Genomic DNA, 20,177 nt, shown 5'->3' with positions numbered 1-20,177 from the left:
TTGTCACTCCGATGGTGTTCGCCCTGGTGGGGGAGCTTTGTCGAGGTGTGCGGCCAGGGTGCGCAGGCCCCGGTGCGCCGCGGTCCGGACGGCGCCTGGGCGCTTGCCGAGCACCTTGGCGGCGGCCTTCGCGTCCAGGCCGACGACGACCCGCAGCAGCACGGCCTCCGCCTGGTCCCTCGGCAGCCTGGCGATCAACGCCAGCGCCGCGTCCGTGGCCACCGAATCGACCGCGGCCTGGGCGGTGTCCTCCGGACCGGCGGGCTCGGCCACGTCCTCGACCGTTCCGTGCACGACCGGGCGCCGCTGCTGACGGCGCAGGTGGTCCATCGCGCGGTTGCGGGCGATCGTCGTCGCCCAGCCGCGGAATCCGTCCACGTCGCCGCGGAACGATCCGAAGTCCCGTGCGATCTGCAGCCACGCGTCGGAAGCCACGTCCTCCGCGTCCGCTCCCACCAGCACCTGGAGGTACCGCAGCAACTTCGGCTGAACCTCGCGGTAGAGGGCGCGGAAGCCGTCCTCGTCACCCCGGCGCGCCGCGGTCAGCATCGCCTCGGCGCCGGTGTCCGCAATGGACCTTCCCGCGCTCGACCGTCGCGGCGACCACACGACACCGGAGATCTCGCCGCTGTCGCCGAAGCCCGCCGCACTCTGCACGCGCGGCATCTTGAACGAAGTTCAGGCATTGTGCCAAGTCCTTGCCATCGAGGCCGATGTGGACTAACGGAGCCTTGCCCACCTGTCGTTGGACTGAACGAACTAGGCCGGACGACCCTGCTGCCACTCGCCCATTCGGGGTAGCGTCTTTGGCGGCTTTGCGCGGGAAAAGGAGCGTTCAAAGGAAGAAAGGTCATGCGTCCACGCAGCATTTTCACGCTGTTCGCGGCGATCGTCGCCGCACTGCTCATGGTTGTCACGCCTGCCGGGGCCGACGCCCCGAAGTTCCACTCGGCCAGTGGCAGCGTCAACGGCTCGGGCGCGCTCGTCGTCAACTTCGACGAGCGGGGTCTGGGCAACGAGAACATAGACTACGTGCTCACGGCCGACGCGACCGCGACGTACGCGTGCATCAACGGCGGCGGAAACCACCCGCAGGCCGCGAACAAGGAGACGTTCAACTCCGAGGTTTCGGCCGGGGGGACGTTCCAGCCGAAGAACGGCCGCGTGACGGCGAGTCTGTCCGCCGGCCCGATCTCCGCCGGCTCGTTCAGCTGCCCGAACGGTCAGCGGCTGGTGCTGGCGAGCGTCTCGTACAGCAACATCGTGCTCACCGACACGACGAACAACGTCAGCACTTCGGTCGCCGACGTGTCACGGACGTTCTTCGCTGTCTGACCGGCGCACGGGGAGACTGGTGCTCCAGCCTCCCCGTCACCACAGGGGGTAGGATGCGGGCGGGAACGGGTTGTACCAGCCGTAGGACTGGAACACCGCGAACTCTCCGTTGTCGTTGAACGCCGTCGGGTAGCTGCGTGACGGACCAGCCGCGCTCCCGTTCGGACGGTGGCAGGTTCCGGCCGTAGACCTCGAACGCGAGGACTCGCGCCCGTGCTGGGTGTCCTAACCGGACACCCACGGCCGCAGCCGCGGGAGCCAGCCGGGCACCGCTGCCCGGTAGGTGTCGTACTGATCGCCGAACTGCCGGTGCAGGGCCGGTTCCTCGTGCCAGTGCACCATCGCCGTGAACGCGGCGGTCACCACGGCGGCATAGGCGATCAGGACCAACTGCCCCAGCACGAGCGCCTGCCCGACGATCAACGCCAGCACGGCGAGGTACATCGGGTTGCGCACGTACCGGTAGAACCCGCCCACCACAAGACGATCCGGCGGCGCGACCGGCGCGGGCGTGCCCAGGCCCTCCGCGGCGAACCGGGCGAACGACGAGATCAGCACCGCGAGCCCGCCGAGCAGCAGGAGCGCGCCGAGCACCCGCAGCGGCAACCAGAAGGGCAGCGGCTCCTCCACCCGCCACCGCGTGAGCAGCCACGGGAGGAGCCCGGCGACGCCACCGGGCGCCAGCACGAAGAACGCCGCCGAGCCGAGCGCCGCCTGTCGCCTCTCCATGGCGTACAGCCTTATCCACCACCGACCACTGCAGGTAGCTCTGAGCCGTGTCTTCGTGGCGGGATTCACCTGGTCGGCCTATCGGGCCGGGTCGCAGCGGTCACGGTGCGGGATCATGTCCGCGCAGGCTCGTGTATCGGCGATGTATCCGCCGTGGATGTCCCCTCGAAATGCTGCGAGAGCAGTGCATTTCTTGCGAAAAGGGGATCTTCATGCGTTTCACCGCAGTGACGGCCGCGGTCGTCGGCCTGCTCGGCGCGGCTCTGCTCGGCACCGCCGCCCCGGCCGGTGCGACCGGCGCGGAGGCGTTCAGCCAGGGCGTCGAGATCGCGCAGCCGTGGCTCGAGGACACGGCCACCGCGCCCGCCCTCGACGGCGACATCACCATCCAGCAGACGGCGGCCGGCGCCATCAAGTGGATGTCCGACCGGCGCGGCAGCACGGCGTACGAGGGCTACTGCGAGCGCGCGGTTCGTCTGGCGTGGGCGCGGCAGACGCACCACGCCTCGGCGATCGAGCACTGGCGGTCCTCCGACGGTGCCCGCCACACCACCGGCACGCCGCCCAAGGGTGCGTTCGTCTTCTGGAACACCAGCCAGAACGGGCACGTGGGCATCGCCGACGGTGCGGGCGGCTTCTGGTCGACCAGTGTCGGCGGCAAGATCGGCCACGGCAGTTCGGTGGGCTACTTCCGCAACTACCTCGGCTGGAAGTACGGCAACAGCAACTGATCCAATGCACCCGCCGCGCGCGCCAGCGTGCGCAGCGCGGCGGGTTCGCCTTCCCGGTTGCCCGTGCGGCGATAGGTTTCCAGCGCCTGTTCCACCAGGTCGTGCGCCGCTTGCGGGTGACCGTTCGAGATCAGCGCCTCGGCCAGCTCGACCTGGGCGAACGCGGTGCACCGCTCGTCGGTGAGGTCCATCAGGATAGTCACGGCCCGGCGTGCGCTGACCAGCTCCGCCTCGTGTTCGCCGGTGGTGCGGTAGAGCGTCGCGAGACGGACCAGCACGAGCGCTTCCCGGTGTGCGTCACCGAGATCGGCGGCGAGTTGCCGGGCGCCGGTGAGCCATTCCCGCGCCTCTTCAGCCGCGCCGAGTGCGCCGTGGACGGCACCGATCGACGCGCGCACGTGGGCGACGGAGTGCAGGTCTCCTGCGGACTCCAGCAACCGCAACGCTTCGGTGTAGCAGGCCATCGACTGTTCGTACTCCGCCCGTAGCCGGTGCACCACGCCGACGCCGGCGATCGCGGTGCCCTGACCGCGTTCATCGCCCACCGAGCGGTAAAGTTCCCGCGCCGCAAGCATTTTCCGCTCGGCGTCGGCGAACTCGTCGCGGTAGATGTGGACCTGGGCGATGCCGCGCAGCAACGCCGCTTCGCCCGCCTTGTCCCCCGCCTCGCGAACGCAGTGCAGGGCCCGCGCGTGCGTCCTCGCCCAGTCCTCGTAGTGACTGTGGAGGTCGAAGAACGGCACGCAGGCCGCCGCGATCTGCCACGCCAGCTCGTCGAACCCCGCGGCCGCCGCGATGTCGACCGCACCGCACAACGTCCGCCGCTCCGCCTCGAACCACGCGACCGGGTCGGTGAGCAGATGCTCCGGTGCAGCCACCCGCTCGGCGTCGGCGATCGTCGTGCCGAACGTGACCGGCAGCCGCCGCGCCGCCGTGACCGCGAGCCACAGCAACGCCCGCAACACTCGTTCCACAGTGGACATTCGGTCGGGCAACGAGCGGGCCAGCTCCGAGGCGTGGCAGCGCAAGAGGTCGTGCAGCCGGTAACGGGGCCGGCCGATGCCGTCGGCGCCGCAGGACTCGAGCAGGCTCGCGTCGACCAGTCCGTCGAGCAGGTGTTCGGTGCCCGGTTCGCCGAGCAGCGTGTCGACGACCCACCCCGGGAAGTCGTGCGGCCCGAGCAACGCCAGCCGTACGAACGCGCGGAACTCCTCGTCGGGAAGCTGCCGGACGCTGAGGTCGAAGCTCGCCCGCACCGCCAGTTCACCGGAGCTCAGCTCGCGCAACCGGGTCGACTCGTCGACCAGCCGCTCGCGCAGCACCTGCATCGACCACCCGCTGCGTCCGGCCAGCCGCGCGCCGGCCACCCGGATCGCCAGTGGAAGATGCCCGCACGCCAGGGCGATCGCCGCGGCCTCGTCCGGCTGGGCGTTCACGCGGTCCTCACCCGCGATGCCCGCGAGCAGCTCGGCGGCCTCCTCCGGTGCGAACGGCCGCAGCTCGACCTGCACGGCGCCGGGCAGTTCCGACAGCCTGCGCCTGCTGGTCACGAGGACCGCGCACCCGGCGTCGCCCGGCAGCAGCGGCACGACCTGGCTCACCGAGGCGGCGTCGTCGAGCACCACCAGCACCCGCCGCCCGGCGAGCCGGGAGCGGTAGAGCGCGGCACGGGCCGTGAGGTGGGAGGGCAGTCCGGCACCAGTGATTCCCAAGGCGTGCAACAGTTCCGTGAGCACGTCGCTCGCATCGCGCGGCTGTTCGGCCGTCCCGCCGAGCTCGACGTACAGCTGACCGTCAGGGAACTGATCGCCGACGAGGTGCGCCACCCGGATCGCGAGCGTCGACTTGCCGACACCGGGCGGCCCGGTCACGCCCGCCACCGGCGCCGACACCGAACCTCGTCGCAACGCCCGGACGAGCGCGTCGGTTTCGGCGGCACGACCGCAGAAATCGGACACCGACGGCGGCAACTGCCGGAGCGGCGCGGAGGCCCGCTCGCCCCGCAGCACCGCGAGCTGAGCTTCCTGCAACGCCGGGCCGGGCTCCAAACCGAGCTCGTCGGCGAGCCGTGCGCGCATGTCCGCGTAGACCTGCAGTGCCTCCGCGCGCCTGTTGTCCTTTCGCAACGCGATCACGAGCTGACCGCACACGCTCTCGCGGTACGGGTGCTCCGCCAGCAACGCCCGCAGCTCAGGGATCGCGGCGGCGCACTCGCCCTGCTCCACTTGCAACGTGAGCCGGTGCTCGGTGGCCACCAGCCTGGCCTCCTCCAGCCGGGCGATGGCGGGCGTCCACGCGTCGTGTTCGGGCAGGTTCTCCAGCGGGCGGCCACGCCAGAGGGAGTCGGCCTGGCGCAACAACTCCAGCGCGGCGCCCGGACTGCGGCGCGCGTCGGCGACGAGCTCGTCGAACAGCAACGCGTCGAGCTCCTGCGGCGACACGGCCAGCACGTAGCCGGTGCCGTGGGTGCGCAGGTGATCATCGAGCAGCTGCCGCAACCTCCAGACGTAGGTGCGGACGTTCGACACCACCGATCGCGGCCGGGACACCGGCCACAGCGCCTCGACGAGCTGGTCGAGCGACACACCGGTGTTCGCGTGCAGCGCGAGGTGCGCGAGCAGCGCCCGCTGCTTGACGCCGCCGAGGTTCTCCGTGCGATCGCCTCGCCGGACCTCGAGCGGGCCCAGCACCCGCACGCTCAACGCGCTGATGGCTCCTCCGATCGTCGGGCCTCAGCGCGGCAGGATAGTGCCGGTCACACCGCCTTCGTGCCGCTTTTCGCCGTTTCCGGTGTGGTCTGCGCTCGCAGAAGTCCTTCGACACCACGCAGGAAGGTCTCGCAGACGATCTCCGCGTCGGACAGGCACCCGGCCGCCATGGCACCGTCGCGCAACATCACGAAGTGCCGCGCGGCCGCCTCGGCGGACTCCTCTCTGAGCTGGGTGAACAGCTCGGTGACGGTGGTCTGGAACCACTCGCGGTGGGCGAGCACCGCCTGGTGCACCGGGTGCTCGGGATCCGGGTACTCCGCGGCGGCGTTGAGGAACGCGCAGCCCCGGAACTCAGGTGAGCGGATGCCCTCGGCGATCGCCCTGGCCAGCGCCCGCACGGTGTCGGCGGGAGAGTGGCCGCGGGCGGCGGCCCGCTCGGCCTGCGCGCGCATGGCCGCGTCGGCCTCGCCCAGGTAGGCGACGACGAGCTCCTCCTTTCCCAGGAAATGCCGGTAGAGAGTCGCCCTCGTGACCCGAGCCTCCTCGACGATGCGGTCGATGCCGACTGAGTGGATCCCCTCCGCGTAGAAGATCTTGAGGGCCGTGTTGAGCAGCCGCGTCCGAGCCTCGGACGGCCGGCCCGTCTGCTGGGTGCGTGCCATGGCACCGACTCTAGCGGATAGAACGTTCGGTCTTGACGAACGAGCGGCTGACCGTCAGGGTGGAAAGAGGTAGAACGTTCGGTCTCATTGGCCGGGCATCGTCGAAAGGACCTCCATGACCACCGTTGTCTCGTCCACCCCGACCGCGCTGCGCCGGCTGTACCTCGTCCGGTTCGGGTTCGCCGTCGTCTGGGCGGTGCTGCTCTTCCTGACCAGGTCGGATCTCGGGCCGGTCAGCATCACCCTGCTGGTCCTCTACCCGTTGTTCGACGTGGCGGCCGCCGTCGTGGACGCCCGCTCGTCCCGCGCCCGCGGCCTGTACGTGAACATCGCGGTCAGCCTGTTCGCCGCGGCCGGCCTGGCCGTGGCCTGTACGTCCGGTCTGCCCGCCGTGCTGCGGGTGTGGGGTGCCTGGGCGATCGTCTCCGGGCTGGTGCAGCTGGTCGTGGGCGTGAGCCGGCGGAAGATGGGCGGTCAGTGGCCGATGATCCTCAGCGGCGGACTCTCCGTGCTGGCCGGGTCGTCGTTCGTCGCGATGGCGTCCGCGGCCAACCCGTCGCTCGCCACCCTCGCCGGCTACGCGACCGTCGGCGGCGTCTTCTTCCTGGTCTCCGCGCTGCGTCTCGGCCGCGTCACAGGCTGAGCCGCTGCCTTGTCTCGAGGTGAAGGCTCAGGCGCAGGCGTTTGATGACGATGCCGAGCGGGGACGGGAACACGACGGCGGGACCGACTTTTCGAGTACCTGGCGCCGGAACTGCGGCCGTAGCGGCAAGGCTGAGATCACCGCAGGGCGATCTCAGCCCACACCGGTCAGGGCAGCGTCACGAACGGCGCAGCGCGTCGGTGACCTGGTTCAGTTAGGGCGTCACCACCGGGCACACGACGGTCCCGCTCGTCGTGCAGGTGACACGGCCGACGATCGCCGGGCTGATCGGCGTGTTCGCGGCGATGTGATCGGCCAGCACCTGGTCCAGGATCTCCCTCGTGGTCGCGCGGCTGGCGAAGTTCGGATAGCCGTCACCGCCGTTGGACATGAAGTCGTTCTCCGCCAACGAGTACGTCGCCGCGGCGGTCAGGTCGACCGGTGCGCCGGTGCACGACCCGTCGGCGGCCTGCCGGACCGCCGACACCACGCGCGACCCCGCGGGACCGGAGATGTCGTAGGTGAAGCAGAGCCCGGACACCTGGGCGAAGCGCCCGTTGACGGCCGGCATCTGGGAAACACCGTTCTCCAGCATGGTCTTCAGCTCGGCGCCGCTGACGTTCAGGGTCGTCGCGACGTTGCCGAACGGCAGCACGCCCAGCACCTGGCCCCGCGTGATCGGATACGGCGGCGGGGTGAAGGCCGGGCAGAAGTCGTTCGGGTTGTCCGTCGTCGGGCACGTCAGGTCGGCGCGCAGGCCACCGGAGTTCGTGATGGCGAAGTCGACGCCGTACTTGAGCCGCATCGCGTCGGTGACCGTGTTGCCCACCAGCGACTCGCAGGTGCGGCCCGCGCTCTGACCGCACGCGTCGGCACGCGGGATCACGCGGGTCGACGCGCCGATCACCGTGCTCAGCACCGGTGCCAGCTGCGCGTTGAGGTCGTTGATGCGGGACTGGATCGCGGGATCGGCGGTGATGCCGATGTCCCACGGCTTGTGGAAGTCCGCGGTCTTGTAGACGACCTTCTTGGCGTTCGTGTCGACGACCAGCCGCACACGCGTGAACCGGATGCCCTTGCTGCGGTTCTCCGTCAGCAGCACACCGTTCGATCGGGTCGCGACGACCTGGAAGTCGGTGTGGTCACCCAGCACCGCGTCCACATTGGACACGTTGTCCGCCAGGTTCACGACCGGGCCGGTCGGAGCGGTGAGCGTGCCCGCCGTGGCGCCGAGGTGGCCGAGCGCCACGATCGCGTTGACACCGCGGGCCTTCAGCCGCGCGGCCTCGGCGTTCACGGCTGTCGTCGAGTTGGTCAGGTGGAACGGGTCGATCGCGCCGGGCGCGGTCAGCTCCAGCAGGTCGTCGTTGGAGAAGCCGACGATGCCCAGCTTGACGCCGCCGAAGACGTCCACGACGGCCGACGGCGCCCATTCGGACGGGGTCCTGCCGTTCGCGTCGACGATGTTGGCGGTGAGGAACCTGTACTGCGCCAACGGGATCAGGGTCTGCCGGAGGTACGCCTGGCCCTTGTCGAAGTTGTGGTTGCCGAGTCCGTCGAACGTGAAGCCCATGGCGTTCATCAGCTCGATGGTCGGTTTGTCACCGAAGAACGCGGAGATCGGCGGGGTGGCGCCCACCGAGTCGCCGCCGGCGACGGTGATCGAGCCGTTGGTGGCCTCCGCGCGGTACACGTCGAACCACGGCTTCAGGAACGCCGAACCGCCGATGCCGAACGCCGGGTCGGTGCCGCCCGCCACCGTGTCGGCGGTCTCGGACAGCGGCACCAGCTGACCGTGGTAGTCGCTGATGTTCAGTACGGTCAGCTCTTTCAGCGAACCGGGTTGCGGCAGCAGCGAGTACAGGATGCGGCCGCGCGCGTTCTGCGGGCCGGGCACGCCGAGCAGCAGCGCCATGGTGGGCGCGAGGTCGATCGCCCGGACGCCGGCGAGCGGGCTCTGCTTGCGGATGCCGGGACCGGACGCGATGAACACGGCGTGCATGTTCACGCTGTGCGCCAGGTCCACGAGGTCGGGCAGGTAGCCGTGCTGGCCGAAGAACTGGCTGAACGCGATCAGCTGGCCGGGAGTCGCCGCGTCGAACTGGTACGGCGGACGCGTCACCACGACCACGTCACCCGAGCGCGACGGGTGCAGCGAGTCGGAGCCGTCGACGTTGCGCAGCTCCTCCTTCTTCATCACCTTCAGCACGACCTGCTTGCCGTTGTGCGTCAGCCCGCTGAAGGCGTTGATGATCTGGGTGCGCACGGCCTCGTAGTCGGCCGCGGGCACCACACCGCCCGGATCGCGGCCGGCGAGCGAGATGTAGATCTGCGCGGTGCCACCGGCGTAGCAGGCCTTGGCCTTGGTGACGCTACCGGTGCGGCAGTTGCCCGCCTGCTCGGTCTGCTGCAGACCGGCGTCGGCGAGCACCTTGCCCGCGTTAAGCGCGTACCACTGCGGCGCGAACCCGTGGTCGCTCGCCGCCATCGTCGTCGGGTTGCCGCCCATCAACGCACGTGCGCGCGCGAGCTTGGCGTCCGCCTCGTGGTAGGCCGAGCGGAGGTACCCCTCGCGGATCGCCAGGCGGTTGTCCTTCACGCCGTCGCCGTTGACGTCGTCGAAGTACGGGTTCGCCGCGCCGTCCATGTCGGCGGGCACGGTGAGCCCGAGGAACTGGTGCGAGAACTCGTCGGTCACCGGGTAGCCGACCTGCGCGAGCTGGGTGTCCGGCTGCAGCGTGCCCAAGATGTAGTCGAGCACCGCGTCGCCGTAGGCCTTCTCCAGGTTCAGGCCCTGCTGGACGTAGGTGTCCTCGTCGATGATCCGCGCCTCGAGCGGTGCGAAGTCCGCGGCCACCGCGGTCGGCGCGTTCTCGGCCAGGTACTTCTCCAGCCGGTCCTCACCGGCGCCACCCGCGGGCAGGGCATTGCACGCCGCCGTGCCGCACGTGGCGATCAGGCGTTCGACCGAGGTGAAGTACAGCTTGAACGACGACAGGTCGGGCGCGAGGCCGATCAGCTTCGTGTAGAAGCCCGCCGTCTGCCCGGCACGGGCCCCGATCAGCCCGTCCGCACCGCGCAGCTTGACCTCCTTGAAGTCGCCCTGCGTCAGCGACACGGCCTGCGCGGCGTTCTTGCCCGCGCTCGAAGGCGTCAGCAGCACGCGGTCGTACGCTGCTGTCCCGTTGACGTTCGCGTCGAACACGTAGACGTCGTAGGTGCGCGTCGGGTTCTGCGAGGCGAACGTCGTCGCGATGGTCAGGGTCGTCTGTTGCGGAGGTGCCGCGGGATCACCGGCGGGCACGTTCGTCCAGCCGTCGGCCGGGCTGAACGCGGCGACCTGGTACGACAGCCCGAACGCCGCCGCACCCGCCTGCTCGTCCGCCACGGCCGGCGCCGTCAGCACGCCACGGGTGGAGAAGAAGTTCGCGAAGTCCACGGTCGGACCCGTGATCTTCGCGGCGGCGCCGCCCACCCAGTCGACCTGCGCGACCTTCTTGCCCGCGCGTTCGGCGCCGGCGGCCAGGGTGTCCGCCTGCAGCACCCCGCCGGCGGAGAACGACGTGCGGTTGTTGAAGTTCGCCTCGCCGGTCCGGTGGAACGTGTTGTTCGTCGAACCGTGCTCACCGGGGTAGGTGCCGGTGGCCATGGTGTACCAGCCGACGCCGGTGTTGGGCGGGAACGCCTGGACCATGCCGTTGGCGCCCTTGACGCCGTCGGCCATCAGCTTCGCGTACGTGGGCATGGCGCCCGCGGCGGCGTACTTGTCGACCAGGTCGGGCCGCATGCCGTCGGAAGCGAAGAACACCGCCCGCGACGCGGCCCCGACGGAGGGTGCGGCCGCGGCGGTGACGGGAGGGGAGACGACCACGAGCGGAATGACGGCGGCCAAGGCGAACAAGCGGGTGCGGCGCATGGCAGAACCTCCAGGTGCCTGCCCCGACCCGCCCAAAGCGTAGGTCCGTCCGCGCGTGCTTCCTACGGCCGAACGACCCTAACGGGAGCGGTTCAGCCGGGCGACGCGTACCTGTGGTTGCGCTACTTCGTGCCGGCGTGACGACGGGTTGATCGGGTTAGGGTTGATCAGGATTCCTGGGGAGGAAGCGGTGGCCGCGGCAACAACGATCGTGAACGCGAAGGTGTTCGACGGAACGAAGGCGCGGGACTGGACCTCGATCCGGTTCTCCGGCGGCCTGATCACCGAGTGCTCGGCGGTCCCGGTCGCCCGCGAAGGCGACGAGGTGATCGACGCCGCGGGCGGCACCGTGGTGCCCGGCCTGATCGACGCGCACGTGCACCTCGTTCCCGGCGCTCTCCAGCAGTCGTTGACGTTCGGCGTCACCACCGTGCTCGACATGTTCAGCAAGCCCGGCCTGGTGGCCGCCGCCAAGGAGCAGGCCGCGTCCCGTCCCGACGTGGCGGACGTGCGCTCGTCGGGAGTCGGTGCCACCGCGCCCGACGGGCACCCGTCCTTGATGTACGCCCCGTTCCCGACGGTGACCGCCGCCGGCCAGGCCGAGCGGTTCGTCGCGGACCGGATCGCGGAGGGCGCGGACTACCTGAAGATCTTCTCCGGTGTCGGCGGTCTGTGGCCGTCGCTGGACTCCGCGACCATCACGGCGCTGGTCACCGCCGCACACGCCCGCGGTCTGCTGGTGGTGGCCCACGTGAGCTCGGCGGCCGGTGTCGAGCAGGTGGTGTCCGCCGGTGTCGACGTGATGGCCCACGTCCCCGCGGACACCGAGCTGGACGAGGCCCTGATCGACCGCATCGCCGAGGCCGGAATCGTGGTCGGCCCGACGCTAGCCACCATCGAGAACACCCTCGGCGAACCGGGCGGCGCGGCGGTGGCAGGTGATCCGCGGCTCGCGGAGGCACTCGGCGAGGCCTGGACACGCCGGTTGACGGCGGGTGCCCCGCTCCCAGGTCGCCTGCCGTACGCGTGGGCCGAGAACAACGTGCGGCGGCTGGCCGACGCGGGTGTCACGGTGCTGGCGGGCACCGACGCCCCGAACCCGGGAACCGTGTTCGGGGCGAGCCTGCACCGGGAGCTGGAACTCCTCGTCCGGTGCGGCCTCAGCCCGGCGCAGGCCCTGGCCGCCGCCACGAGCGAACCGGCACGGGTGTTCGGACTCGCCGACCGGGGACGTGTCGCGGCCGGACGGCGCGCGGACCTGGTGCTCGTGTCCGGTGACCCGTTGTCGGACATCACCGAGACACGGGCGATCGAGCGGATCTGGCGCGGGGGCGTGGCGTGCGACCGACGCGCTTTCGTGGCGAGCCCGGCGGAAGCCGAGCAGCTCGACGCGTTCGACGCGCAGGTCGCGAAAGTCGTTGCGGCGGTGCGCGAACGCCGGTCCGCGCAGAGGTTCTAGGGCCGCTGAGCCTGGTGGCGTTCCCACAACCAGCCGAAACGGTCGATCCGCCACAGCTGGGCCACGACCACGAGGGTGGTGCCGAAGACCGTCGGCCACACCTGAAGGCCGATCAGGCCCCAAAGGATCATGCCGAACCCGATGACGCCCAACGAGACCAGCAGCCGCAGCACACTCCGGTGGTCGGGCGGCACCAGGTTCCTGTCGCGCACCCACGCCCGTTCGCCGTAGATCCCTCGCGCGGCCCAGCTGCGTGGTTCGTCGACGGGTGGAAACGCCCTCGGATTGACGAAGAGCCACACGACGACGGCGGCGACCGGCACGAGGCACCACCACCCGATCCACGTGCGACTCCAGATCGCCAGCAGCATCAACGGGATCGCGGCGAACCGCGTCCACACGCTCCACGGGTTGGCGTGCCGTCGCCACGCCTCGTCGGTCATGCCGAAGGTCTTCGCGATCCGGTCGGCAGCGTCCATCGTGGATCCTCCTTCAGCGATCGCCGAGCTCGTTGAACGCGGTGAGCCAGCGGTCGTCGGCGAACAGGCCGGAGGTGAGCATCTCCAGCCCGGCCCGCGCACCACGCACGGCTGTCGCGGTCTCCGCCGGATCCCCGCCGAGCAACCGTCCGACATGATCACCGAGCACGAGCGGCGCCAGCAGCCACGACACGTACGTGACCGCGCGCGCCCGTGCGTCGGCGGCCGGACGGACCCTGCCTTCCTCTTCGCCAGTGGCGAGCCATTGCTGCGTGCGGTCGACGATCTCGTCGAACAGGGTGCTCGCCGCGGCGGTGCCGTCGAGCAACGCGCGCGCCAGGTAGCGCCGGACCGGAGTCGCTGCCTGCAGCACTTCGCCCAACGCGTCCGTTCCCGTCTCGCCGCCGGAGCGGATCCCTTCGAGGACGTAGTCGTCGCAGGCCTGCCGCAGCCCTTCCTTGGAGCCGAAGTGATGCACCACCAACGCCGGCGAGACCCCGGCGTCCGCGGCCACCGCGCGCACCGAGGTTCCGGCGATCCCGTCGGCGCCGAACCTGGTCAGCGCGGCATCGCGGATGCGCGCACGTGCCGTGAGGTCAGAGGCTGAACGCATGTTCAGAGTATTGAACAGTTGTTCAACGCACGTCAAGCGAGCTCGGCCGCGGCCATCGCCCTCAGCTCGACGCGGCGGACCTTGCCGGTGGCGTTGCGCGGCAACGCGTCCACGAAGAACAGGTGCTTGGGCACCTTGAAGCGGGCGAGGTTCGCCTCGAGGTGCTTGCGCAGCGCATCGGCGTCGAGGCCCGCGCGGGCGACGACGTAGGCGGCGCCGACCTCGCCCCACCGCTCGTCCGGCACCCCGACCACCGCGCACGACTCGACCTCGTCCAGCCGCACGATGACGGCCTCCACCTCGGCGGGGTAGACGTTCTCACCGCCGGAGATGATCACGTCCTTGATCCGGTCGACGACGTGGGCCCAACCGTCCTCGACACGGACCACGTCACCGGTGCGGAACCACGAGTCGACGAAGCTCGACCGGGTTTCCTCCGGCCGGTTCCAGTAGCCGGCGAAGACGTTGGGACCGCGGACCAGCAGCTCGGCCGGTTCGTCCCCGAGAGCCGTGACACGCGAGGACGGATCGAGTGCGGCCACATCGGTGAAGAAGTGCGGCACGCCGGCGGAAACGGGATGGTCCAGCGTTCCGTCGTGGGTGGCCATCGACACGCCGGGGGATGCCTCGGTCATGCCGTAGCCCTGCAACAGCCGGACACCGCGGTCGAGCCACGCGCGCGCAACGCGTTCCTGCACCGGTGAACCGCCGTACAGAACGCACGTCAGCGAGCTGAGGTCGGCGGTGTCCCAGGCCGGGTCCTGGCACATCATCTGCAGCATCGTGGGCACCGCGGAGAAGCCGGTGATCCCGGCCTCTCCGATGCGCGTGAGGATCGCGCCGGGATCGAACTTCGCGACCGGCTCGACGCTGCCGCCCTTGAACAACGTCGGCAGGGTGATCTGACCGAGGCCGACGCAGTGGAACAACGGAGCGATGCACAGCGCGCGGTCGGTGCTGAGGACGTCGAAGTGGGCGAGCTGGTTGACGGTGTTCCAGGTCAGGTTGCCGTGCGTGAGCACCGCGGCCTTCGGTTTTCCGGTCGTGCCCGAGGTGTAGAGCAGCAGGCACGGGTCGTCGAAGGTCACCTCGGCCGCGGGTGGCTCACCTCCGGCCACGGTGTCGAAGTCGGAGGTCCGCAGCACGGGCGGCAGGGGACCGGCCGCGGCGACGAGGGCGTCGGCGTCCGCGCTGTGCACCAGCATGCAAGCGCCGCTGTCGGCGAGCATGTAGCCGATCTCCGCGCCGGACAACCGGTGGTTCAACGGCACGAAGATCGCCCCGAGCAGCGCCGTGGCGAACAACGTCTCGAACACGGTGATGTCGTTGACGCCGAGGTAGGCCACCCGGTCGCCGCGGCGGACGCCGAACCCGGCCAGCGCGCCCGCGAGCCGGTCGGCCCGGTGCGCGAGCTCGGTGTAGGTCAGCGTCCGGTCTCCCTGCACGAGTGCGGTGCGGTGCGGCGAGATGCGCGCCCGTCGCGACGGCCAGCTGCCGACGCCGTGGTTGGCCGGTCCGATCATCCCGGTCTCACCCGAGCCGCAACACGGGCTTGATCGTCACGCCCGCCACCGCGTCGTCGACGGCCTGCTGGATCTCCCCGAACTCGTAGTGGGTGATCAGCCGGTCGATCGGCAGCCTGCCAGCGGTGACGAGGTCGACGAGCACCGGGATGAGCGACTGCGTCTCGGCGTCGCCCATGGTGAGCCCGACGACCTTGCGGCCGGACAACATGAAGTTCACGTTGACCGGGACCTGGGTGCCGAACGCGGGCGCGCCGACGATCACCGCCGTGCCGCGGGTGGCGAGCGAGGAGATCGCCGTGCCGAGCACGTCGGCGTTGCCGGTGGTCTCCACGACGCCGTCGACCCCGCGGCCGGACGTGAGCTTCGCGACCGCTTCGCCGAGGTCGTCGAGGGTGGTGTCGATGGTGTCGGTGGCGCCCAGTTCGGCCGCCAGCTCCAGCCGTCGCGGGACGCGGTCGGCGGCGATGATCCGGGTGGCGGGGGTGAGCCGGGCCGCCATGATCGCGGAGAGACCGACCGCGCCCGCACCGGTGACGAGGAGGGTGGCGCCGGGTCGCGGGGCGAGGACGTGCCAGACCGCGCCGGCGCCGGTCATGACCCCGCAGCCGAGCGGGGCGAGCAGGTCGAGCGGTGCGTCGGCGGGTGCCTTCACCACGCTGCGTTCGTCGACGACGGCGTGGTGGGCGAAGCTCGACTGGCCGAAGAAGTGACCGCCGAGCGGGACGCCGTCGCGGGAGATCGGCGACGTCCCGTCGGCTCGTTCGCCGCCGATGAGGTTCGACGGCAGCCAGGTGTCGCAGTAGGCGGGGTGGCCGTCGCGGCAGTTCTGGCAGCGGCCGCACGACGTGTAGCTCAGCAGTACCTGGTCTCCGGCTGCCACCTTCGTGACGGCGGAGCCGACCTCCTCGACGATTCCCGCGCCCTCGTGGCCGAGCACGCCGGGCAGCGGGAACGGCAGGTGACCGCCCGCCACGCCGAGGTCGGTGTGGCAGATGCCGGCGGCGACGACACGCACGCGCACCTCGTCGGGGCGCAGGTCGTCGAGAGCCACCTGGGCGAGCGTGAATCCGGAACCGGCGGACTCGACCACGGCCGCCGTCGTTGTGGTGGGCATCGGATTCTCCTGTGGGCTCAGGCGAGGGAGATGACGACGGACTTGGTGCGCGTGTAGGCGGCGAGTGCCTCCGGGCCGTACTCGCGGCCGTGTCCGGAGTCCTTGACGCCGCCGAACGGGATCGCCGGGTCGAGCAGCGCCCAGTCGTTGATCCAGACGATGCCCGCCTGCAGCCGGGCGGCGACGCGGTGCGCCCGCGCGAGGTTCTCGGTCTGCAGCCCGGCGGCGAGGCCGTAGGGCGTGCTGTTGGCCATGGCGACCGCCTCGTCCTCGGTCTCGAACCGCTGCACGGTGAGCACCGGGCCGAAGATCTCCTCCCGCACCACCGAGGACGTGTCCGGCAGGTCCGCGATCACCGTGGGCGGGAAGTAGCACCCGGCCCGGTCGACGCGCTGCCCGCCCGTGACGATCCGGCCGCCGTCGGCCTTCGCCTGCGCGACATAGCGCTCCACTTTGGACAGATGCCGCTCGCCGGCCATCGGGCCGATCACGGTCGCCGGGTCGAACGGGTCACCGAGCGGGACGGTCGGCACGGCCTCGGCGAGAGCGCCGAGAACGGCGTCGTACAACGGTGCCGCGACGAGCAACCGGGGCCCGCCCATGCAGAACTGGCCGGTGTTGAAGACGAACGCCTTGATCGCCGCACCGATCGCCTTCTCCAGATCGGCGTCCTCGAAGATGATGTGCGCCGCGTTGCCACCCAGTTCCATGGTCACCGGCTTGAGCTGCGCGCCCGCGATGCTCGCCGCGTGCCTGCCGACCGCCGTCGACCCGGTGAACGCCACCTTGTCCACGCCGGGGTGACGCAGCAGGTGTTCGCCGATTTCCGCGCCGTAGCCCGTCACCACGTTGACCACGCCGTCGGGCACACCGGCCTCGGCGAGGATCTCGGCCATCAGCAACGCGCTGAGCGGCGTGTCCTCGGCGGGCTTGTGCACCACCGTGTTGCCCGCCGCCAGTGCCGGCGCGATCTTCGAGCTGGACAGGATCAGCGGGAAGTTGAACGGCGTGATCGCCGCGACCACGCCGACCGGCTCGCGGCGGGTGTAGGCGTGCGAGGGGATCGGGATCTGCCGCGTGGCCCCGTCGAGGGTCTGCGCCAGTGCCGCGTAGTACTCGTACTGCTCGGCGGTCGTCTCCACGTCGACCGGACGGCACAGCGAGACCGGCTTGCCGACGTCGAGGCTCTCCACCGCGACCAGTTCGTCCGCCCTGGCCCGCACGATGTCCGCGACCCGGTGCAGGATCCGCCCGCGGAGCCGGCCGGGCGTCGCAGCCCAGCCCTCGAACGCGGCGCGCGCCGCGTCGACCGCGTCGTTCACGTCCGACGTCGTGCCCCAGGCGACGGACGTCACGACGGATCCGGTGGACGGGTCGGTCACCCGGATGCGGGCGTCCTCGCTGGACTCCCGCCACTGGCCCCCGATGAACAACCTGCCGGGTGCGACGACCGGGCGGCGCACCGTTGCGGTCGGACGCTCGTCGAGTGCGGTCATGATGGATTTGCCTTCCTGTGCCAGGCTCTGGGGGAATCGGGGAGATCGATGGGGAAGGTGGAGCACGTGCGGCCGTCGCTGATGTACGAGATCAAGCAGGTGGAGCTCGCGGTGCGCGCACTCATGGACGAGGTGCTGCGCCCGGCCGGAGTGACGACGCTGCAGTACACGGCGCTGACGGTGCTGGCCCGGCGCGACGGCCTCACGTCGGCCGAACTGGCGCGGAACTCGTTCGTGACCGCGCAGACGATGACCGACATGGTGGCCGCGCTGGAGCGGCGTGAGCTGATCGTCCGCACGCCGGATCCGGCGCACGGCAGGAGGTTGCTGATCAGCCTCACGGACTCCGGCAGGGCGTTTCTCGAGGAACACGCCGCCGAGGTGACCGCGATCGAGAAGCGGATGGTGAGCAACCTCAGCAAGGGCGAGCGAACCGCGTTGCACGACATGCTCAACCGATGTCGTGCCGCGCTCGCCGGTTCCTAGCGACCACGCATGGGTTCGGCTCCTCACTGAGCGGGCTGTATCAGGACCTCGAATATCAGGAATCCTGATATAGCAAGCATGGTTCTGCGTAGTTGAACTGTCAAGTGTTTCTGTGGTGTGTCTCGGTTCAGAGATCGAGCACCAGGCGCGGGGAACGCGACCGGGACACGCAGATCATCATCGCGTCGCCGGTCTCCCGTTCCTCCGCCGTGAGAATGGAGTCGCGGTGGTCGGGCGTTCCCGCCAGGACGATCGTCTCGCAGGTGCCGCACGTGCCTTCCTGGCAGGACGACAACACGGGCACGCCCGCACGTTCGACGACCTCCAGCACGGATTCGTCCGCCTCCACCCGCAGGACCTTGCCGGACTGCGCGAGCTCGACCTCGAACTCGTGCCGCGGCCCTTGTCCCGCATCGGGTTTCGGTGCGAACCGTTCGACGTGGAGCGTGCCGGCAGGCCACTTCGCACAGTGCTGCTCCACGGCGGTCAGCAGGCCTTCCGGTCCGCAGCAGTACACCGCGGTGCCGCTCACGGGTTCGCCGAGCACCGCCGCCAGGTCCAGCAGGCCGTACTCGTCCTGCGGGCGGATCTCGACCTGGCCCAGAGGTTCGAGCTCGTCGAGGAACGCCATGGAGGAACGCGTTCTGCCGCCGTAGACGAGCCGCCAGTCGTGTCCGGCCGCGGCCACCTCGGCGATCATCGGCAGGATCGGCGTGATGCCGATGCCGCCCGCGATGAACACGTACCGCTCGGCCTCGACGAGCGCGAAGTGGTTGCGCGGCCCGTGCACCTCGATCAGCTGCCCGGCTTGCAGCACGTCGTGCACGTGCTGCGAGCCGCCGCGGCCGTCGGGTTCGCGGAGCACGGCGACCTGGAGCACCGTGTCGTCGTGCGGGTCGCCGCACAGCGAGTACTGGCGGACCAGGTCGCCGGCGAGTTCCAGGTCGACGTGGGCACCGGGCGTCCACGCGGGCAGCGGATGATCGTCCGGATGGCGCAGGGTCAGCAGGACGACACCGTCGGCGATCGGTTTCTTGTTCTCCAGCAGGAGTTTCATGGCGTGTGTCCCACCGGGTGGTCGAGGAGCCACTCCCACAGCTCGACCGGGTCCTCGAACTCGCGCTCGGCGGAGCAGTGGCACACCGCGCGGAGCCGGTCGGTGCCGAGGACCCAGTGGATGCGGAAGACGCGGTCGCCGGTCAGCACGTTCATGCCTTCTCGCACAGCCGCTTGAGCATCCGCCGCGCGGCGAGGCCGCCGGTGTCGATGTTGATGGAGAGCTCCTGGTAGCCCTCCGGCTCGGTGGCGATGACCTGCTCCAGCACGTTCAACGCCACGACGTCCTGCAGGACGACCGTGCGGTTGTTCTCGGCGAGGAACGCGGAGACCTCCTCGTCGCCGAGCGCGAAGTCCCTTGCCACCGCCCAGAAGTCGTGCGTCGAGTTCTCGGTCTCCGGCGTGATCGCGTAGACGACCTCGACGTGGAACGCGTCCGGGTCGGTGCCGTCCTCATTGGGCACGGATCCGACCGGCGCGATGCGGCTGTGCAGCTTGTACAGGCACGGCGGCGTGTACTCGATGTCCTGCCAGCGCGCGATCCTGCCCTGCAGGCCGGTCGACTTCGAGTAGAACGGCGGGCACTCCGCGTCGTCCATGTGCCGGGAGACGTAGACGATGCCGGCGTCCTCGTCGACCTCGGTCGTGATCGGGGTGGAGGCGACCTCGGGCGTGCCGATGTACCCACCGTGCAGATAGGTCTCGTGGGAGAGGTCGAGCAGGTTGTCGACGAGCAGTTCGTACCTGGCCTGCAACGGCTCCATACCGCACACCGTCGTGTAGTCCGGCGAGACGAGCCACGGCGCGCGCGGGATCCGCGACGCGTCGGCGTTCGCCGGGTCGCCGATGAACACCCACACGAACGAGTCCTGCTCCACCACCGGATACGGCAGCAGCCGTGCGGTGCGCGGGATGCGGGTCTGACCGGGCACGGCGACGCACTTGCCGCTCGCGTCGTAGGTGAAGCCGTGGTAGCCGCACACGACCTGGTCGTCGACAAGCCGGGAAGGCGCCTGGGACAACGGGAACCGGCGGTGCACGCACCGGTCGGGCATGGCCGTCACCGCTCCGTCGCGGGTACGCCAGAACAGGATCGGCTCGCCGCAGATGGTGCGGGTGAACAGGTCTTGCCCGATTTCGGAACCGTAAGCCGCGACGTACCACTGGTCGCGCGGGAAGCCGGTCATCGACGCTCCTTCTCCGTGGTGGGAGTCACAGCCT

Annotated in this window: 18 protein-coding genes; 5 read left to right on the top strand and 13 right to left on the bottom strand. The window is 70.3% G+C overall.

Going from position 1 to position 20,177, the window contains the following annotated elements; all coding sequences use genetic code 11:
* Nucleotides 1-3: 3 nt before the first annotated feature.
* Entirely contained in the window at nt 4-666 is a 663-nt protein-coding gene (locus JOD27_RS12685; RefSeq protein WP_204762381.1) for an RNA polymerase sigma factor, read from the bottom strand.
* Between the two features lie 186 nt (nt 667-852).
* On the opposite strand from JOD27_RS12685, the gene JOD27_RS12680 reads away from it, so the two are divergent.
* Nucleotides 853-1,335, top strand: coding sequence for a hypothetical protein (locus JOD27_RS12680; protein WP_204762380.1), 483 nt, complete (start codon nt 853-855; stop codon nt 1,333-1,335).
* A 225-nt stretch (nt 1,336-1,560) separates the two neighbouring features.
* Here the strand turns inward: JOD27_RS12680 and JOD27_RS12675 are convergent, their stop codons facing one another.
* Complete coding sequence (locus tag JOD27_RS12675) at nt 1,561-2,064, bottom strand: methyltransferase family protein (RefSeq protein ID WP_204762379.1); 504 nt, start codon at nt 2,062-2,064, stop codon at nt 1,561-1,563.
* A 212-nt stretch (nt 2,065-2,276) separates the two neighbouring features.
* Here JOD27_RS12675 and JOD27_RS12670 point away from each other — a divergent pair, with 212 nt between their 5' ends.
* Entirely contained in the window at nt 2,277-2,795 is a 519-nt protein-coding gene (locus JOD27_RS12670; protein ID WP_204762378.1) for a hypothetical protein, read from the top strand.
* On the opposite strand, the gene JOD27_RS12665 is transcribed toward JOD27_RS12670, so the two are convergent.
* Nucleotides 2,762-5,491 carry an AfsR/SARP family transcriptional regulator gene (locus tag JOD27_RS12665; protein ID WP_307830129.1) on the bottom strand — a complete coding sequence of 910 codons (2,730 nt, stop codon included), beginning with the start codon at nt 5,489-5,491 and terminating at the stop codon, nt 2,762-2,764. The genes JOD27_RS12670 and JOD27_RS12665 overlap by 34 nt on opposite strands.
* A gap of 59 nt (nt 5,492-5,550) precedes the next feature.
* Nucleotides 5,551-6,168: a TetR/AcrR family transcriptional regulator gene (locus JOD27_RS12660; RefSeq protein WP_204762376.1), complete on the bottom strand. Its 618-nt coding sequence runs from the start codon at nt 6,166-6,168 to the stop codon at nt 5,551-5,553.
* Between the two features lie 115 nt (nt 6,169-6,283).
* Between JOD27_RS12660 and JOD27_RS12655 the strand changes: the two genes are divergently transcribed.
* The gene (locus JOD27_RS12655) at nt 6,284-6,811 is read left to right on the top strand and encodes a DUF308 domain-containing protein (RefSeq protein ID WP_204762375.1); all 528 of its coding nucleotides are present in this window, start codon (nt 6,284-6,286) and stop codon (nt 6,809-6,811) included.
* Nucleotides 6,812-7,025: 214 nt separating this feature from the next.
* Here JOD27_RS12655 and JOD27_RS12650 read toward each other — a convergent pair whose 3' ends face one another.
* Entirely contained in the window at nt 7,026-10,727 is a 3,702-nt protein-coding gene (locus tag JOD27_RS12650) for a 5'-nucleotidase C-terminal domain-containing protein (RefSeq protein ID WP_204762374.1), read from the bottom strand.
* 190 nt (nt 10,728-10,917) lie between these two features.
* On the opposite strand from JOD27_RS12650, the gene JOD27_RS12645 reads away from it, so the two are divergent.
* Complete coding sequence (locus JOD27_RS12645; protein WP_204762373.1) at nt 10,918-12,186, top strand: amidohydrolase family protein; 1,269 nt, start codon at nt 10,918-10,920, stop codon at nt 12,184-12,186.
* Here the strand turns inward: JOD27_RS12645 and JOD27_RS12640 are convergent.
* Genes JOD27_RS12640 through JOD27_RS12620 form a run of 5 tightly spaced genes read right to left on the bottom strand, consistent with a single transcriptional unit; the run spans nt 12,183 to nt 17,414 of the window.
* Nucleotides 12,183-12,665 (bottom strand): DUF6653 family protein, encoded by a 483-nt coding sequence (locus JOD27_RS12640; protein ID WP_204762372.1) that lies wholly within the window; start codon nt 12,663-12,665, stop codon nt 12,183-12,185. The genes JOD27_RS12645 and JOD27_RS12640 overlap by 4 nt on opposite strands.
* 13 nt (nt 12,666-12,678) lie before the next feature.
* Nucleotides 12,679-13,278, bottom strand: coding sequence for a TetR/AcrR family transcriptional regulator (locus tag JOD27_RS12635; protein WP_204762371.1), 600 nt, complete (start codon nt 13,276-13,278; stop codon nt 12,679-12,681).
* Nucleotides 13,279-13,310: 32 nt separating this feature from the next.
* The gene (locus JOD27_RS12630) at nt 13,311-14,801 is read right to left on the bottom strand and encodes an acyl-CoA synthetase (protein ID WP_239566962.1); all 1,491 of its coding nucleotides are present in this window, start codon (nt 14,799-14,801) and stop codon (nt 13,311-13,313) included.
* A gap of 7 nt (nt 14,802-14,808) precedes the next feature.
* Nucleotides 14,809-15,918 carry an NAD(P)-dependent alcohol dehydrogenase gene (locus tag JOD27_RS12625; RefSeq protein ID WP_204762370.1) on the bottom strand — a complete coding sequence of 370 codons (1,110 nt, stop codon included), beginning with the start codon at nt 15,916-15,918 and terminating at the stop codon, nt 14,809-14,811.
* Between the two features lie 17 nt (nt 15,919-15,935).
* Nucleotides 15,936-17,414 (bottom strand): aldehyde dehydrogenase family protein, encoded by a 1,479-nt coding sequence (locus tag JOD27_RS12620; protein WP_204762369.1) that lies wholly within the window; start codon nt 17,412-17,414, stop codon nt 15,936-15,938.
* A gap of 48 nt (nt 17,415-17,462) precedes the next feature.
* Between JOD27_RS12620 and JOD27_RS12615 the strand changes: the two genes are divergently transcribed.
* Nucleotides 17,463-17,900, top strand: a complete 438-nt coding sequence (locus JOD27_RS12615) for a MarR family winged helix-turn-helix transcriptional regulator (protein WP_204762368.1) — start codon at nt 17,463-17,465, stop codon at nt 17,898-17,900.
* Between the two features lie 127 nt (nt 17,901-18,027).
* Here the strand turns inward: JOD27_RS12615 and JOD27_RS12610 are convergent, their stop codons facing one another.
* From JOD27_RS12610 to JOD27_RS12600, 3 genes are read right to left on the bottom strand one after another with little or no spacing between them, the layout of a single operon-like run.
* Nucleotides 18,028-18,957 carry a PDR/VanB family oxidoreductase gene (locus JOD27_RS12610; RefSeq protein WP_204762367.1) on the bottom strand — a complete coding sequence of 310 codons (930 nt, stop codon included), beginning with the start codon at nt 18,955-18,957 and terminating at the stop codon, nt 18,028-18,030.
* A complete protein-coding gene (locus JOD27_RS12605; RefSeq protein ID WP_204762366.1) occupies nt 18,954-19,112 on the bottom strand; it encodes a hypothetical protein in 159 nt (52 codons plus the stop codon). The genes JOD27_RS12610 and JOD27_RS12605 overlap by 4 nt, the downstream gene beginning before the upstream one ends.
* Nucleotides 19,109-20,143: a Rieske 2Fe-2S domain-containing protein gene (locus JOD27_RS12600; RefSeq protein WP_204762365.1), complete on the bottom strand. Its 1,035-nt coding sequence runs from the start codon at nt 20,141-20,143 to the stop codon at nt 19,109-19,111. The genes JOD27_RS12605 and JOD27_RS12600 overlap by 4 nt, the downstream gene beginning before the upstream one ends.
* Between the last annotated feature and the right edge of the window lie 34 nt (nt 20,144-20,177).

Origin of the sequence: Lentzea nigeriaca (assembly GCF_016907955.1) — a bacterium.
GTDB classification, from domain to species: domain Bacteria; phylum Actinomycetota; class Actinomycetes; order Mycobacteriales; family Pseudonocardiaceae; genus Lentzea; species Lentzea nigeriaca.
Note: the sequence above shows the minus strand (reverse complement) of the source record. Positions and strands in the feature narration are given on the sequence as shown.

What these genes read in the sequence shown, in the direction of transcription:
- JOD27_RS12685 (WP_204762381.1), bottom strand. Translation starts at nt 666, where the DNA reads ATGCCGCGCGTGCAGAGTGCGGCGGGCTTCGGCGACAGCGGCGAGATC.
- JOD27_RS12680 (WP_204762380.1), top strand. Translation starts at nt 853, where the DNA reads ATGCGTCCACGCAGCATTTTCACGCTGTTCGCGGCGATCGTCGCCGCA.
- JOD27_RS12675 (WP_204762379.1), bottom strand. Translation starts at nt 2,064, where the DNA reads ATGGAGAGGCGACAGGCGGCGCTCGGCTCGGCGGCGTTCTTCGTGCTG.
- JOD27_RS12670 (WP_204762378.1), top strand. Translation starts at nt 2,277, where the DNA reads ATGCGTTTCACCGCAGTGACGGCCGCGGTCGTCGGCCTGCTCGGCGCG.
- JOD27_RS12660 (WP_204762376.1), bottom strand. Translation starts at nt 6,168, where the DNA reads ATGGCACGCACCCAGCAGACGGGCCGGCCGTCCGAGGCTCGGACGCGG.
- JOD27_RS12655 (WP_204762375.1), top strand. Translation starts at nt 6,284, where the DNA reads ATGACCACCGTTGTCTCGTCCACCCCGACCGCGCTGCGCCGGCTGTAC.
- JOD27_RS12650 (WP_204762374.1), bottom strand. Translation starts at nt 10,727, where the DNA reads ATGCGCCGCACCCGCTTGTTCGCCTTGGCCGCCGTCATTCCGCTCGTG.
- JOD27_RS12640 (WP_204762372.1), bottom strand. Translation starts at nt 12,665, where the DNA reads ATGGACGCTGCCGACCGGATCGCGAAGACCTTCGGCATGACCGACGAG.
- JOD27_RS12635 (WP_204762371.1), bottom strand. Translation starts at nt 13,278, where the DNA reads ATGCGTTCAGCCTCTGACCTCACGGCACGTGCGCGCATCCGCGATGCC.
- JOD27_RS12630 (WP_239566962.1), bottom strand. Translation starts at nt 14,801, where the DNA reads ATGATCGGACCGGCCAACCACGGCGTCGGCAGCTGGCCGTCGCGACGG.
- JOD27_RS12625 (WP_204762370.1), bottom strand. Translation starts at nt 15,918, where the DNA reads ATGCCCACCACAACGACGGCGGCCGTGGTCGAGTCCGCCGGTTCCGGA.
- JOD27_RS12620 (WP_204762369.1), bottom strand. Translation starts at nt 17,414, where the DNA reads ATGACCGCACTCGACGAGCGTCCGACCGCAACGGTGCGCCGCCCGGTC.
- JOD27_RS12615 (WP_204762368.1), top strand. Translation starts at nt 17,463, where the DNA reads ATGGGGAAGGTGGAGCACGTGCGGCCGTCGCTGATGTACGAGATCAAG.
- JOD27_RS12610 (WP_204762367.1), bottom strand. Translation starts at nt 18,957, where the DNA reads ATGAAACTCCTGCTGGAGAACAAGAAACCGATCGCCGACGGTGTCGTC.
- JOD27_RS12605 (WP_204762366.1), bottom strand. Translation starts at nt 19,112, where the DNA reads ATGAACGTGCTGACCGGCGACCGCGTCTTCCGCATCCACTGGGTCCTC.
- JOD27_RS12600 (WP_204762365.1), bottom strand. Translation starts at nt 20,143, where the DNA reads ATGACCGGCTTCCCGCGCGACCAGTGGTACGTCGCGGCTTACGGTTCC.